Source organism: Amycolatopsis sp. WQ 127309 (genome assembly GCF_023023025.1).
Taxonomy (GTDB): Bacteria; Actinomycetota; Actinomycetes; order Mycobacteriales; family Pseudonocardiaceae; genus Amycolatopsis.
Genome location: NZ_CP095481.1, coordinates 9,104,708 through 9,117,421 on the forward strand (window position 1 = coordinate 9,104,708; position 12,714 = coordinate 9,117,421).

Below are 12,714 nucleotides of genomic sequence, written 5' to 3' on the forward strand. Positions count from 1 at the left end.
CCCGTCAGAAGAAGACCTTGGCGAGTTTCAGCGCGCCCTGACGCCAGGGCTCACGGCTGGTCACGCCCTGCGCCACCGGCGTCTGGACGCGGTTGGACCGCCACCACGTGAAGGCTTCGAGCAGGGCCTCGGAGTTCGACAGCCGCGGCACGAACCCGAGGCGGCGCGCGGCCTTCTCGGTGCTGACGAACGAGTCGTCGAGCAGCTTGTGCAGCAGCCGGCCGTAGACCGGCGACAGCTTCCAGCGTTCGAGCAGCCCGAGCACCGCGACCGCGGGCCGCGCCGGGATCGGCACGACGTGCTTGCCGTGCCCGGCCGCGTCGAGCACGGCCTGGAAGTCCTGCCGGATCGTGCCGAAGCGGTCCGCCGCGATGTTGTAGGTGTCGTCGGCGATCTCGCGCGGTGCCACCAGCGCGGTGACCACGGCCGTGACGAGGTCGTCCAGACCCAGCATCTGGATGCGGACGTCACCGCGGCCGAGCACCGGGAAGTGCCGCCCTTCCGCCGCCCATTCGAACAGCATCGCGAACAGGCCCATCCGGCCCGTGCCCACGAACGTCTTGGGCCGCAGGACGGTCAGGCACAGCCCGTCGGCGCGCAGCCGCCCGGCGAGCTCCTCGGCCTCGGCCTTCGCCGCGCCGTAGGTGTCGACCGGCTCGCACGGGTGGCTTTCGGGCGTCGGCACCGTCTTGGGCAGGCCGTAGACCGACGTCGACGAGATGTGCACGGCCCGCGTGACGCCCGCGGAAACCGCCGTCCCCAGCACGTTCCGCGCGCCGCCGACGATGATCGAGCGGATCTCGTCGGCCGGGTAGCTCGGCAGCGCCGCGGCGCAGTGCACCACGGCGTCGGCGCCGGTCATCGCGTCGGCGATCACCCGGGGATCCCGGACGTCGCCGATGTGGTGGCGCAGCCCGGGCGCGGCCGGGATGTCACGCAGGTCGACGCTGTGCACACGGCAGCCCTCGTCGAGCAGCCGCTGGACCAGGCGCGAGCCCAGCACTCCGGCGGCGCCGGTGACGACGACGGTCGCGGGCAGGTTGGAAGTCACCACAGCCGGCTCACCTTCTCCTGGACGAAACGGGTCAGCAAACGGGACATGCCTTGGTCCAGCACGGCGTCGAGGGCGTCGAGGAAGCGCTCGACGTCGGCGTCGGCGGTCACGAGCGGCGGGCTCACCACGAGCGGGCTCCGGCCGTTGAGCGTGTAGTAGGTGTAGATGTCGTGGTCGCGGTAGAGCGCGTCGATCACCGCGCACGTGATGAGCTTGGTCCGCAGCAACGGGTCCTTCGCCAGGGAAACGGGCGCCAGCTTGCCGATCAGGTCGAGCAGCTTCGGCCCGCCGGCGAGGAACACGCCGTGCAGCGCGCCGGCGCCGCGGACGTCGGCGACCTCGTCCGGGTGCGCCTTCCGGATCCGCTCGAGCCCGGGACCGAGCAGGTCCCCGAGGTGGCGCGCGCGGGCCGGGAAGTCGTCGGTCACCGCGATCTCGACGGCTTCCAGCGCGGTCACGGCCTCTTCGCCGAAGCCGTAGTAGGTCGTGCTCGTGCTCTGCAGCAGGGCGTCCCGCATGCTGTCGTAGGCCTTGCGGAACACCGGTTCGCGCGCCACGAACGCCGAGATCGAGGACTTGCCGCCGCCGAACGACTTCGACGTCGTCACGACGTCCGGCACGAGCCCGGGGTGGCGCATGAAGTAGAACATCGAGCCGGTCTTGCCCCAGCCGGTGTAGATCTCGTCGAAGATCAGGATGATGTCCTCGGCTGTGCACAGCTCCCGAAGCCCGTAGAGGAACTCCGCGGAACAGTGGTTCATCGTCGACGCGCTGAACGGCTCGATGAGGAGCGCGTAGACGTCGCAGCCACCACCGGGCCGCCGCGCCGCGGCGATCGCGTCGCGCACGGAGTCGAGGTCGCCGTAGCGGAACGTGCCGATGCCGGGGATGGTCGGGAAGGCGAACTGGTCCGGCGCGCCGCCGGTGAGCCCGCCCGAGCCGAGCAGCTTGCCGTGGAAGGCGATGTCCGCGCGCAGCACGCGGCCCCGCTTGCCGCGGTGGTACTTGTAGGCGAGCTTCACCGCGCCTTCCACCGCCTCGGCGCCGGAGTTGGGGAAGAACGACATGCTCAGGTCGGCCGGCAGGACCTGGGCGATGTTGTGGCCGAGCGCCGCCAGGTACGGCGAGAAGTAGGTTTTGTGCACCTCCATCCGGGACTGGTCCTGGAAGCGCTTCCGCGCGGCCACGATCCGGGGGTGGTTGTGCCCGTGGTTGAGCACGCCCACCCCGCCGGTGAAGTCGAGGACGGTGCGCCCGTCCCGGGTGTGCAGGTGGGCGCCCTCGGCGCGGTCGACCAGCTCGCGGCCGAAACCGAACGACGTCATCAGCTTGACCTGCGACTTGTTGACGTACTTGCGATAGAGCTCGTGGACCTCGCCGACGTCGAGCCGTTCGGCCTGCTCCAGGGTGATCAGGTGCGGCATCGATCCCTCCCAGTCGGATTGCGTCAGGAGTTCCGACACTGGGCGGGGGCTCTCTTCGGCCGCTTTCGCGGACCTCTCACGGCCCGGGTGGCGGTGCGGGATCCCGGTGAGAGGGTTGTGGCAGGCGCCTCGGCTGCACTGGTGGAGCCACTCTTCACCGAGCAGCTGGAGGTCTGCCATGGGGCAGCTGGTCTCGATCGTCGTGCCGAACCACAACGGCGCCCGCACGCTGCCTCAGTGCCTCTCGGCGCTGTCGGCCCAGACCCACCCGGACCTCGAGGTGATCGTCTCGGACGACGGCAGCACCGACGACTCGGTCGCGGTGGCCCGCGCGCACGGCGCGCACGTCGTCGCCACCGGCGTCAACGGTGGCTGTGGCGTCGCACGCAACGCCGGCCGGGCCCGCGCCCGCGGCGACGTCATCTTCTACGTCGACTCCGACGTCGCCCTCGCCCCGGACGCGGTCGCCACCGCCGTCCGCATCCTCGAAGCCGAGCCGGGCACGGGTGCGGTGTGCGGCATCCAGGATCCCGAGCCGCTCGTCGAACCCACCCTGATCGCGCAGTACCGCGGGCTGCAGTACCACTACTGGTCACTCAGCTCCCAGGGCACCGTGTCGTTCCTGTTCCCGTCGCTGTGCGCGATCCCGGCGAAGGTCCACGACGAGATCGGCGGGTTCAACCCGCGGCTCAAGCAGACCGAGGAGGTCGACTTCGGGCACCGGTTGTCGCGGCACTACCGGCTGCGGCTCACCCCCGAGGTGCGCGGCAAGCACGCGCACGACCGGCGCCTGCGGGTGCTGCTGCGCAAGCTCTTCCACCGGGCCCGCCTGCGCATCCCGCTGTACGCCCGGTCCCGGCACTTCGCCACCGGCTTCGAAACGCGGGAGCGGGCGTGGGCGAGCCTGGCCGCCGCGGCCTCGGTCCCGGCGCTGGCGGCGGCGTTCGCCGGCCCGTGGGGACTGCTCGCACCCGGCCTGCTCATCGCCGCCTCGATCGCCGGCGACCGCGGGATGTACGGATTCGTCCGGCGGCAGCGCGGCCGGGTGTTCGTCGTCTTCTTCGCCGGGGTGCACTACCTGGTCAACCTGACGATCATCGCCGGCGCCGTGGCCGGGGTGGCGCAGTGGACGACGTCGCGGACGTTCCGCCGCCTCTACGAGCAGCCGGCCACTCTCTGAGGGCCGTTCGTGTCCGCTCGGCGCGACGGATCCGTCAGCCGGTGCATCATGGTGACGCCCGCCCGGCGGGGCATCAGGCGGCTGAAGGTCGCGCCCATGCGGTTCGATCGGCCGTCGATGGTGCTTGGGCCGGGGTTGCGGCTCTCCAGGTGGGACAACGCGGTGGCGACGACGTTCTCGGGGGTGCGCGCCTTGGCTCCCGCGGTGGCGTCGTCGGTGCCGACCACGGCGTTGAACTCGGTGCTCGTCGCGCCCGGGGACAGGGCGAACGCGATGACTCCGCTGCCGCGCAGCTCGGCCCAGAGCGACTCGGTGAAGCTGAGGACGAACGCCTTCGTGGCGCCGTAGACGGCCATCCGCGGCGTCGGCGTGTAGGCGGCCATGCTGGCGACGTTGATCAGGAAGCCTTGCGCCGCAACGATGTCCGGCAGGAACGCGGAGCTCAGCTGCACCGGGGCGGAGACGTCGACCGCGATCTCCTGGGTCAGGCGGGCCGGGTCTTCGCCCGCGAACTCGCCGAACGTGCCGAACCCGGCGTTGTTGATCAGGCTGGTCGCCGTGACGCCGGCGTCGGCCACCGCCGCTTTCAGGTCCGGGCCGACCGTGGGCGAGGTGAGGTCGAGCGCGATCGCCGTCGCGGTGACCTGGTGCTTCCGCTCCAGTTCGGCGGCCAGCTGCCGAAGGCGGTCCAGCCGGCGCGCCACCAGGATCAGGTTCGCGCCCCGGGCGGCCAGCGCGTGTGCGAACGCGGCGCCGATGCCGGAACTGGCTCCCGTGACGATGACGGTCTGGCGGCGGTAGTCCGGTCGCGGCATCAGGTTCTCCCAGGGGTTGATCGGCCGGCTGGCCATTTCACCGTATGCCCGTCTGACACTCAGTGTCAAACTGGCGCTCGGTGTATGATCGCGTCCATGGCCAAGCAGGACGACCTCTGGACCCGATCGCGCCAGGCGGCGTACGCGGAGATCACGCGCGTCGCCATGACGTTGTTCCTCGAGCAGGGGTTCGACGGGACGACGATCGATCAGATCGCGGCGACCGCGGGCATCTCGCGGCGCTCGTTCTTCCGCTACTTCGGGACGAAGGAGGACATCGTCCTCGGCGATCTGGCGAACCAGGGCGCGCTCGTGCGCGACATCCTGGAGAGCATTCCCGTGTCGGTGCCGCCCTGGGAGGCGTTGCGGGAAGCACTCTGGCGCGTCGACGGCGAAGGGCTGCAGTCCGAGGTGGGGCTCAAGATCGCCAAGATGATGTACGACACTCCATCGCTGAGGGCGCGAAGCATCGAGAAGCACCTTCAGTGGCAGGAGCAGCTCGTCCCGAACATCCGGCTACGGCTGGGCGTCGACGCCGACGACGCGTCCGATCCGGCGGCCGACGCGATCGTCGCCAGCGCCATCGCCTGCCTGGACGTCGCCGGCCAGATCTGGGCGAAGTCCGACGGCGCCGCCGACCTCGCCGAGCTGTACGACCGCGCGGTGCGGGCCGTGGGAAATCCCCGTTGAGCCGTCGGGCTTTCCGGGCCGGCTCACCGTCCGTGAAGTGCCGACACGCCAGGGAAACACCGTCGGCGATCCGGTCCACCTTTCGTGCGACTGCCCGATACCGGCCACCGGTCCTAGAGTTCTGAACCATGACCACCGCCCTGAGGACCGAGCACGAAGTCCAGCGATTCGAGAAGTGGGACGCCAACGGAGACGGCGTCATCGATCGCACCGACTACGACGCGGAAGCCCGCCGCATCGTCGAGGCCTTCGGCGAGACCACGACCAGCGACCGCGGCCGGGCCGTCCGCGACGCCCTGCTCGCGATGTACCAACGCCAGGCCGAAGCCGCGGGCGTCGGCCCGAACGGCGCCATGAACCAGGAACAGTACCTCTCCGCCAACCGCGAACTGATGTACGAACGCGGCGACAACGGGTTCGAAGACCTGCTCCGCCCGACCATCGCCGCCATCGCCGACCTGTGCGACACCGACCGCGACGGGTACGTGAGCAAAGTGGAGCTGCGCCGCTGGCTCGGCCCGGCGGTCGGGTTGAGCGACGCCGACTCCGACGCCACGTTCGACCGCATCGACCTCGACGGCGACGGCCGCCTCACCGTCGGCGAACTCGTCATCGCCGTCCGCGAGTTCCACTACGGACGGTCGGACATCCGGCTGCTCGGCTGACCCGCCCCTCCGGGCTCAGGGCAACGGCTTCGCGGGGTAGATCCGCAGCCGCTGGGCCGGCATGTCGTACGTCCCCGGCCCCGGCAGGCCGGGGACCAGCAGCGCGTCGCCCCGCAGCGGGAGTTCGAAGGCGTCGGCGGGATCGGGCTCCAGGGTGGCGATCGACTTGTCCGTCCAGGCCTGGGCCGGCGCGCCGCTCGCGAGCCGGTAGCCGGTCACCTTGCGCAGCTCCGACAGCGGCGGGTCGGCGTAACCGTCGTTGCGCAGGAGATAACCGCCGGGACGGGCGACGACCGAGCCCAGCACGATCGGCATGCCGCCCGCGGTGAGCACGTGCAGCGACGGGCCGCCGCGCTTCCAGCTGTCGGTGGGGTCGCCCTGGCGCTCGGCCAGCGTCTTCTTGAGCACCTGGACCGAGCCCGCGTGGTCGAGGCAGATCTCGACGCCGACGCTGGTGTTGGCGTCGACCTCGAACAACCGCTCCCGGACCAGCTCCTTCTCGGCGTAGGCCGCCTGCAGCTCGGCGGTCTTCCCCACCGCGAAGGCCATCGGGATGCCGTCGAGCCCCGACGGCAACCGCTTCTCGATGCGCCGCGCCTCGCCGGTGCCGACGCCGCCACGCATGTGCCACACGGAGTTGTAGAAGGTGCGCTTGCCCTGGACCATCGTGTCGGAGTGCCACAGCACCGAACCCGGCACGATCAGCCAGTTCTTGAGGCGCACGGCGTGGAACATCCGGTCCAGGGCGTCCCACGTGGCCAGGTACTCCTCGGTGGAGTAGGTGTGGTGGGTGGCCGGGTTGGCCGGCCGGAAGTAGAACTCCGGTGCCACGAACACCTTCAGCGTCGACGGGTCGTCGGTGTCGCGGACGTTCATCTGCGCGATGTGCACCACCGCGGCCAGCCGGCGGAGCCGCACGAACCAGTCGGCCGTCGTCCCGCGCGGGCCCGCCACCGGAATGTCGGGGATCGCGTCGCACAGGCCGCCGGGCGGCAGTCCGGCGAGCGTCGGCCCGGCGATGTCGGTGCGGTTGGTCGCCGTCGGCACTTCGTAGGCGATGTACCGGAAATGGGTGTACGGCACGAGACAAGCCCCTCCCTCGACGGCGAACCGGTCACCGACGTTACCGGTTCGCCGCCGGCCTGGCTCTCGACCGATCGGTGCTTTCCGACCCGGGCGTGGTCAGTCATTTCCGGACCACGGAAACGGTCGCGGCCTGGCAATGCCGGGTACCAGCACCGTCGACGGCAAGTGGCACCGTCAGGGGGTGAGCGGCACATCCGCAGGGGAAAGCTGGCAGCAACGCAAGTTACTCAGCCCGAATCCGGAGGCGCCGGTTGGTCCGGGTTGCCTCAGCGGAACCAGCCGCCGCCGCGGGTGGCTGGGCTGCGGGGTGCTATCGGCAGTGATCCCTGGCTCGGGGGCCACAGCGTCGTCGCCGGGATGTGGCGCAGCCGGCTTCGCAGCGTGTTCAACGGCAGCGGGCGGCGGCGGGTCAGCATCGTCGTCGTGCGGGGGTGCAGGTCGACGAACGGGTACGTCGCGTGCAGGGCCGCCAGCCGGCGTTCCAGGCGGAGGCTGCGGTCGGTCAGCTCGTCCGGGCCCACCACCGGCTGCACCACCAGGAACTCGCCCGGGCCGAGGCGCACCGCGCGGTCCAGCGGGCGCAGGCCGTCACGCAGGAGGTCCGCGATGTTCTGCTCGGTGTGCATGCGGATCCGGTTACCGTGGCGGCGTTCCACCGCGGTCAGGTCGTCGACCGTCACCAGCACCAAACCCAGGGGCACCGTGTCCGTCGCGTCGCCGAGCCACGGCGTGATGCCCGCCAGCGTCGCCAGCCCCGTCTCCGCGTCGACCGGTCCCGCGGCCGCCGGCGACAGCGCCTCCAGCCGCGACGCCACGTGCCGCAGTGCGGCCTCCGCCCGGCTTTCGACGTCGACCGCCGCCGGCGCGGCCACCGACGCGAGGACTTCGCCGACCTTGTGCCGCACCGCGGGCGGCAGGCGGTCGCCCAGTGCGTCGCGCAGCCGGACGATCTCGGCGTACGCCTCGTCGCGGCGCAGGCCCCAGCGGCCGCGGAACAGCCGCGCCGACTCGACCGACGTCGCCTGCGGGTCGACGTCGTCGAGGTCCTGCGCCACCACGGACGCGCCGAACGTCGGCGACAGGACGGCGACCGACCACTCGCGCGCCATGGGCTCGTCCGGGCGCAGCAGCACCGGGGTGACGCCGTGGGGCAGGTCCGGGCGGCCCGAGTCGACCATGCCGACGACCGTGACCGCCGCCGTCCGCGCGATCCGCGCGTACACCTCGCGCTCCCGCTCGAAGTACGGCAGCCGCTGGAAGAGCGCGAACACCACGGTGTCCGCGCCGGTGCCTTCGGCCAGCGCCGCGCGTTCGACCGCGTGGGACGCGGTCACCAGCGCGCGTTTGGACAGCACGCCGGCGCGGGCCGAGGACACGTCGGGCATCGGGGATCGCTCTCGCCGGGGGAAGGGAGACAACCACCGTAGAAGAACTCGCCGTGACCGGCTAGCCACACAATGGAGTGAACGTCAGCCGGGCCCGGCGGCGTAGGAACGCAGGATTTCCGTGGTGGCGCCCAGAAAACGCGCGACGCTCTCGGCGTGGTCCGGTTCGAGGCCGTCGGTGAGCGCGGTGATCGCGTCGACGAGCGGTGCCAGCGCGGCCCGGACTTCCGCGCGCGCCGGGTCGGTGACGGTGAGCGTGATCCGGCGCCGGTCGCTCGGGTGCGGGCCGCGGCGGACGTGCCCGGCGGCTTCGAGGCGGTCGACGAGCACGGTGGCCGACGCCGAGCGGATCCGGAGCGCGTGCGCGAGGTCGACGGTACCCATCGGCCCGCCGCCCGCCAGGTGCTGCAGGGCCTGCACATCGGTCGGGCCGAGCGCGAGCCGCCGGGCGAGGGCCTGCTGCACGTCGTGCGCGAGCGCCAGGAGTTCCCGCAGGGCGAGGTTCACCCGCAACGCGACGGAGCTGTCTTCCACCCGGCCATCCTAGGGTCGCTAGACAATCTAGCGAATGTTGCTAGATTGTCTAGCGACCCCGACGAGAGGCACCTCCGTGGACATCCGTGCGATGAACGCCGAAATGGCGGCGAAGCTGAGCGACGCCCCCGCCGAGACGCCGCCCGAAGGCGGGTACGCGCTGCGCGTGGTCGAGACGCGCGGCCGCAGCACCGGCACGCCGCGCCAGGTCCCGCTCGCAGTGGTCGCCCGGTCCGGGAAGCACTACCTCGTCTCCCCCGTCCGCGACCGCGACTGGGTGGCCAACCTCGTCGGGACGCCGGAGTGCGCCCTGCTGTCGGCCGACGGACGTCAGGAGTGCCACGCCGAGGAGGCGAGCGGCGCGGAGGCGGCCGACGTCGTCGGGACGTACCTGGCGGCCATGTCGGTGCCGTGGGCGATCAAGGCGTTCCCCGTCGCGCAGGACGCGACCCCCGCCCAGATTCGCGAGCACCTGCCGGCCATGGCGGTCTTCCGCTTGTCGGACAAGGACAATCGATGAGCGTCGCCGTCGTCGGCGGCGGTCCCGGCGGGCTGGTGCTGGGCTACCTGCTCGCCCGGGCCGGCGTCGAGGTCACCGTCCTCGAGTCCCACGCCGGCTTCGACCGCGACTTCCGCGGCGACTCCCTGCACCCGTACACCCTCGAACTGCTCGACCGGCTCGGCCTGGCCGCAGATCTCCTCGAACTCGACCACTTCAAGGCGCGTTCGTTCCGCTTCCACACCCCGGGCGGGGTGTACAGCTGCGCCGACTACGACCGCCTCCCGACGCCGTTCGGCTACGTCGCGCTGATGCCGCAGGTGCGGTTCCTCGACTTCCTCGCCGAACGCGCGGCCGCGCTGCCGACGTTCACCCTGCGGACGAGCGCCAAGGTCACCGGGCTCCTGGAGGACGACGCCGGGACCGTGACCGGCGTCCGCTACCGGGGCGGCGAGCTGACGGCGTCGCTCGTCGTCGGCGCCGACGGCCGGTTCTCCACGGTGCGCCGCCTGGCCGGGCTGCCGGCGAAGCCGCTGGGCGCCACGACGGACCTGCTCTGGTTCCGGCTGCCGCGCTCCCCCGCCGACCCGGGCGACGCCGACCTCGACCTGTACTTCGGGCGCGACGCCTACGTCGGCGTCCTCGGCGGCGTCCACGACTGGCAGGTCGGTTACAGCATCGAGAAGGGCTCCTACGCCGCGCTGCGCGAAGGCGGTGTCGAGCCGATCCGCGCGTTCCTGCGCGAGCGGGTGCCGTGGCTCGCCGACCGGGCGCACCTGCTCACCGGCTTCACGCAGACCACGCTGCTGTCGGTCGACATCTCCCGCGTCGACCGCTGGCACCGGCCGGGCCTGCTGCTGCTCGGCGACGCGGCGCACGTCATCTCCCCGGTCGGCGGCAACGGGATCCTGATGGCGATCCAGGACGCCGTCGCGGCGGCGAACCGGCTGGTCCCGGCGTTGCGCCGGGGCGAGACCCCGGACCTGGCCGCCGTGCAGGCCGACCGGATCCGGGCGATCGAACGCGTCCAGGCCGACCAGGTGCGCGTCGAACAGCGGTCCGCCGCGGCCCGCGCCCGCGGCAAGAGCGCGGCACCGCCGGGATTCCTGCGGGCGCTGTTCGCGATCCCGGCGCTGCGCACCCGCGGCGCGCGCAGCAACGCCTACGGCCCGCACCCGCCGGAACTCGACGAGTCCGTCCTGGCTCAGCGGCTCTCGTCGTAGGACGCCCAGCCGCCCTGGCTCTCGGCCGCGTCGACGTCGGCGTCCGCCGACGCCGCGTGGGTCATCGCCGCGACCGTCTGCTCGAGCCCCTTCTGGACCTCACCGCCGTCGGCTTCGCGGACGCTGTGCAGCGTGACGGTGATCTCGGCCGACGCCGCTCCGGCGTCCGCGACGCGCAGTTCGCCGTGGTAGTCGTCCGGGCCCTCGGCACCCCAGGTCAGCGTGCGCGTGGCCGCGTCCGTGTGCAGCCACGCCTCGCTCTCGACGCGGTGACCGTGCACCTCGGCTTCGACGTGCACGCTCTCGCCACCGGTCGGCTGGGCGACCTTCATCGCCGGGAAGTAGCGCGGCAGGTTCTCCGGGTGGCTGAGGAAGGAGAACAGCTCGTCGGCGGGCAGGTCGGCGGTCGCGGTGTACCGGTACTCGGTCATCGGGGCTCCTCGGGGGCGTTCGCGGTCCCGGGCGGGTTACCCGCGCGCGGTGCGTCCACACCCCGTGGCGCGATTGACACGGCCACCGGCGGGGAACCCGGATCACATGACGCCCATCGAACCCGCGGCCCCGGTGCCGAAACCCGGACCGGCCCCCGTGCAGGGCATCGGCATGCTGATCGGCCTGCTGTTCCTCGTGCTCGGCGCGTGCGAGCTGATCCCGGGGGTCACCGCCGACAACCAGCTGTTCGGCGTGTTCGCCGTGTCCGGGGTGTGGACGCTCGTGCACCTGCTGACCGGCGCCGCCGCCGTGTTCTGCACCCGGTCCGCCGGGCTGGCGAGCCGGTTCCTGCTCGTGGGCGGGATCTGTTACGTCGTACTGGGGATCGCCGGCCTGTTCCCGCTGCCCGACGCCGTCACCGACGTCATGCCGATGAACGGCGCCGGCGTCTGCCTCGCACTGGGGTTCGGCACGGCGATGGTCATCCTCGGAGCGGGCTGGCTCCGGTACGCACCGCCGGGCGAGCGGTGAGGAACTCCGGGCCCGGGAACCGCATCAGCACCGCGGCGAGCAGCAGCGAAAGTCCGAAGAGGACATAGCCGTTCCCGGTCAGCTGCTGGACGAAGGTCCAGTGGCGCTCGACCTGCTCCCCGCGGGGCCACCACCACTGCGGGCCCGCGACGAACAGGACCGCGCCCACCCCGGCGAACACCGCGAAGCCACGGCGCCGGGTGCGGCGCGCCAGCTCCGCCCAGCCGAGCAGCACGACCACGGCCCACACCCAGTGGTGCGTCCAGGAGATCGGCGAGACGAGCAGGCCGCCGACGGCGTTGACACCGAGCGCGATGGTGCGCTCCCCCGCGGCCAGCGCGCGTCGCACGCCCCACGCCGTCAGCACGAGCACCACCGCCACCAGGACCAGCCACCACCCGGTCCGCGCGTCGGCCGGCACGCCGAGCCGGGCCAGCAGCCCCAGCAGCGACTGGTTGCCGGCGTAGGTCGGCTCGCCGACGCGGCCGGTGTCCCAGAGCGCGCCCGTCCAGTACCGGACCGAGTCGGCGCCGGCGAGCAGGAAGCCCAGCGCCGTCGCGGCCAGGAACGTCACGACGGCGGTCACCGCGGCGCGGGTGTCGCGGCGCAGCAGGAAGTACAGCAGGAACACCGCCGGGGTCAGCTTCACCGCGGCGGCGATGCCGATCAGCAGGCCGCGCGGCCACTTCGGGGTGTCCACCAGGACGTCGAGCACGACGAGGGCGAGCAGCAGCAGGTCGATCTGGCCCGCGTAGACCGTGCGCAGGACCGGTTCGAGCACCTCGGCGAGCAGCAGCACGGCCGTGATCCGGCGCCAGCCGCGCAGCCCCGGTGGCAGCACGCCGAGCGCGCCCAGCACCGTCGAGAGGACCACGGCCAGCAGGCCGAGCGTGAGCAGCGTCAGCAGGAGGCAGGCGAGCCAGTACGGCAGGACCGTGAGCGGCGTCAGCACGATCGCCGCGAACGGCGGGTAGGTGAACAGCAGGAACTGCCCGTCCTGGGTCCGCGGCAGCGTGCCGTAGAGGGCGTCGCCGTGCAGCAGCGCCGCCGAGCCCAGCCGGTAGACGTCCAGGTCGACGCGGTACGCGGGGAACCGCAACCGGCCGCCGGTGACCGACACCAGCAGTGGCACCAGCAGGAGCAGCTGCGCCCCCAGCAGCACGTACTTGTTCCCCAGCCACCGCCGCACCCCGCTC

General features: G+C 72.1%; 14 protein-coding genes. 6 read left to right on the top strand and 8 right to left on the bottom strand.

Translation table 11 applies throughout. The features are described 5' to 3' along the window. Positions 1-4: 4 nt before the first annotated feature. The gene (locus tag MUY22_RS40170) at positions 5-1,054 is read right to left on the bottom strand and encodes an NAD(P)-dependent oxidoreductase (protein WP_247052405.1); all 1,050 of its coding nucleotides are present in this window, start codon (positions 1,052-1,054) and stop codon (positions 5-7) included. Continuing rightward, positions 1,048-2,478: an aspartate aminotransferase family protein gene (locus MUY22_RS40175; protein WP_247052406.1), complete on the bottom strand. Its 1,431-nt coding sequence runs from the start codon at positions 2,476-2,478 to the stop codon at positions 1,048-1,050. The genes MUY22_RS40170 and MUY22_RS40175 overlap by 7 nt, the downstream gene beginning before the upstream one ends. Positions 2,479-2,656: 178 nt before the next feature. Between MUY22_RS40175 and MUY22_RS40180 the strand changes: the two genes are divergently transcribed. Continuing rightward, positions 2,657-3,658 (top strand): glycosyltransferase family 2 protein, encoded by a 1,002-nt coding sequence (locus MUY22_RS40180; RefSeq protein ID WP_247052407.1) that lies wholly within the window; start codon positions 2,657-2,659, stop codon positions 3,656-3,658. On the opposite strand, the gene MUY22_RS40185 is transcribed toward MUY22_RS40180, so the two are convergent. Further along, positions 3,634-4,509 carry an SDR family oxidoreductase gene (locus tag MUY22_RS40185; protein ID WP_247052408.1) on the bottom strand — a complete coding sequence of 292 codons (876 nt, stop codon included), beginning with the start codon at positions 4,507-4,509 and terminating at the stop codon, positions 3,634-3,636. The genes MUY22_RS40180 and MUY22_RS40185 overlap by 25 nt on opposite strands. A gap of 60 nt (positions 4,510-4,569) precedes the next feature. Between MUY22_RS40185 and MUY22_RS40190 the strand changes: the two genes are divergently transcribed. Further along, a complete protein-coding gene (locus MUY22_RS40190; RefSeq protein ID WP_247052409.1) occupies positions 4,570-5,163 on the top strand; it encodes a TetR family transcriptional regulator in 594 nt (197 codons plus the stop codon). A 128-nt stretch (positions 5,164-5,291) separates the two neighbouring features. Then, positions 5,292-5,828 carry an EF-hand domain-containing protein gene (locus MUY22_RS40195; protein ID WP_247052410.1) on the top strand — a complete coding sequence of 179 codons (537 nt, stop codon included), beginning with the start codon at positions 5,292-5,294 and terminating at the stop codon, positions 5,826-5,828. A gap of 15 nt (positions 5,829-5,843) precedes the next feature. Here MUY22_RS40195 and MUY22_RS40200 read toward each other — a convergent pair whose 3' ends face one another. The 3 genes from MUY22_RS40200 to MUY22_RS40210 form a co-directional block, all read right to left on the bottom strand. Beyond that, a complete protein-coding gene (locus tag MUY22_RS40200) occupies positions 5,844-6,911 on the bottom strand; it encodes a hypothetical protein (protein ID WP_247052411.1) in 1,068 nt (355 codons plus the stop codon). A gap of 269 nt (positions 6,912-7,180) precedes the next feature. Next, the gene (locus MUY22_RS40205) at positions 7,181-8,299 is read right to left on the bottom strand and encodes a DICT sensory domain-containing protein (protein ID WP_247052412.1); all 1,119 of its coding nucleotides are present in this window, start codon (positions 8,297-8,299) and stop codon (positions 7,181-7,183) included. An 84-nt stretch (positions 8,300-8,383) separates the two neighbouring features. Further along, on the bottom strand, positions 8,384-8,833 hold the full coding sequence (locus MUY22_RS40210; protein ID WP_247052413.1) for a MarR family winged helix-turn-helix transcriptional regulator: 450 nt from the start codon (positions 8,831-8,833) through the stop codon (positions 8,384-8,386). Between the two features lie 91 nt (positions 8,834-8,924). Between MUY22_RS40210 and MUY22_RS40215 the strand changes: the two genes are divergently transcribed. Together MUY22_RS40215 and MUY22_RS40220 are read left to right on the top strand one after the other, a co-directional pair. After that, the gene (locus MUY22_RS40215) at positions 8,925-9,353 is read left to right on the top strand and encodes a nitroreductase/quinone reductase family protein (RefSeq protein WP_247052414.1); all 429 of its coding nucleotides are present in this window, start codon (positions 8,925-8,927) and stop codon (positions 9,351-9,353) included. Next, positions 9,350-10,555, top strand: coding sequence for an FAD-dependent oxidoreductase (locus tag MUY22_RS40220; RefSeq protein WP_247052415.1), 1,206 nt, complete (start codon positions 9,350-9,352; stop codon positions 10,553-10,555). Before MUY22_RS40215 ends, MUY22_RS40220 begins: the two co-directional genes overlap by 4 nt. Here MUY22_RS40220 and MUY22_RS40225 read toward each other — a convergent pair. Beyond that, entirely contained in the window at positions 10,537-10,986 is a 450-nt protein-coding gene (locus tag MUY22_RS40225; RefSeq protein ID WP_247052416.1) for an SRPBCC family protein, read from the bottom strand. The genes MUY22_RS40220 and MUY22_RS40225 overlap by 19 nt on opposite strands. Before the next feature lie 106 nt (positions 10,987-11,092). Between MUY22_RS40225 and MUY22_RS40230 the strand changes: the two genes are divergently transcribed. After that, positions 11,093-11,518, top strand: a complete 426-nt coding sequence (locus MUY22_RS40230; RefSeq protein WP_247052417.1) for a DUF4383 domain-containing protein — start codon at positions 11,093-11,095, stop codon at positions 11,516-11,518. Here the strand turns inward: MUY22_RS40230 and MUY22_RS40235 are convergent. Beyond that, entirely contained in the window at positions 11,469-12,707 is a 1,239-nt protein-coding gene (locus tag MUY22_RS40235) for a glycosyltransferase 87 family protein (RefSeq protein WP_247052418.1), read from the bottom strand. The two genes, MUY22_RS40230 and MUY22_RS40235, sit on opposite strands and share 50 nt — an antisense overlap. Positions 12,708-12,714 lie beyond the last annotated feature (7 nt).

Excerpts from the sequence above, each read along its gene's own strand:
- MUY22_RS40175 (WP_247052406.1), bottom strand. The coding sequence starts at position 2,478 with ATGCCGCACCTGATCACCCTGGAGCAGGCCGAACGGCTCGACGTCGGC.
- MUY22_RS40180 (WP_247052407.1), top strand. The coding sequence starts at position 2,657 with ATGGGGCAGCTGGTCTCGATCGTCGTGCCGAACCACAACGGCGCCCGC.
- MUY22_RS40185 (WP_247052408.1), bottom strand. The coding sequence starts at position 4,509 with ATGGCCAGCCGGCCGATCAACCCCTGGGAGAACCTGATGCCGCGACCG.
- MUY22_RS40190 (WP_247052409.1), top strand. The coding sequence starts at position 4,570 with ATGGCCAAGCAGGACGACCTCTGGACCCGATCGCGCCAGGCGGCGTAC.
- MUY22_RS40195 (WP_247052410.1), top strand. The coding sequence starts at position 5,292 with ATGACCACCGCCCTGAGGACCGAGCACGAAGTCCAGCGATTCGAGAAG.
- MUY22_RS40205 (WP_247052412.1), bottom strand. The coding sequence starts at position 8,299 with ATGCCCGACGTGTCCTCGGCCCGCGCCGGCGTGCTGTCCAAACGCGCG.
- MUY22_RS40215 (WP_247052414.1), top strand. The coding sequence starts at position 8,925 with ATGAACGCCGAAATGGCGGCGAAGCTGAGCGACGCCCCCGCCGAGACG.
- MUY22_RS40220 (WP_247052415.1), top strand. The coding sequence starts at position 9,350 with ATGAGCGTCGCCGTCGTCGGCGGCGGTCCCGGCGGGCTGGTGCTGGGC.
- MUY22_RS40225 (WP_247052416.1), bottom strand. The coding sequence starts at position 10,986 with ATGACCGAGTACCGGTACACCGCGACCGCCGACCTGCCCGCCGACGAG.
- MUY22_RS40230 (WP_247052417.1), top strand. The coding sequence starts at position 11,093 with ATGACGCCCATCGAACCCGCGGCCCCGGTGCCGAAACCCGGACCGGCC.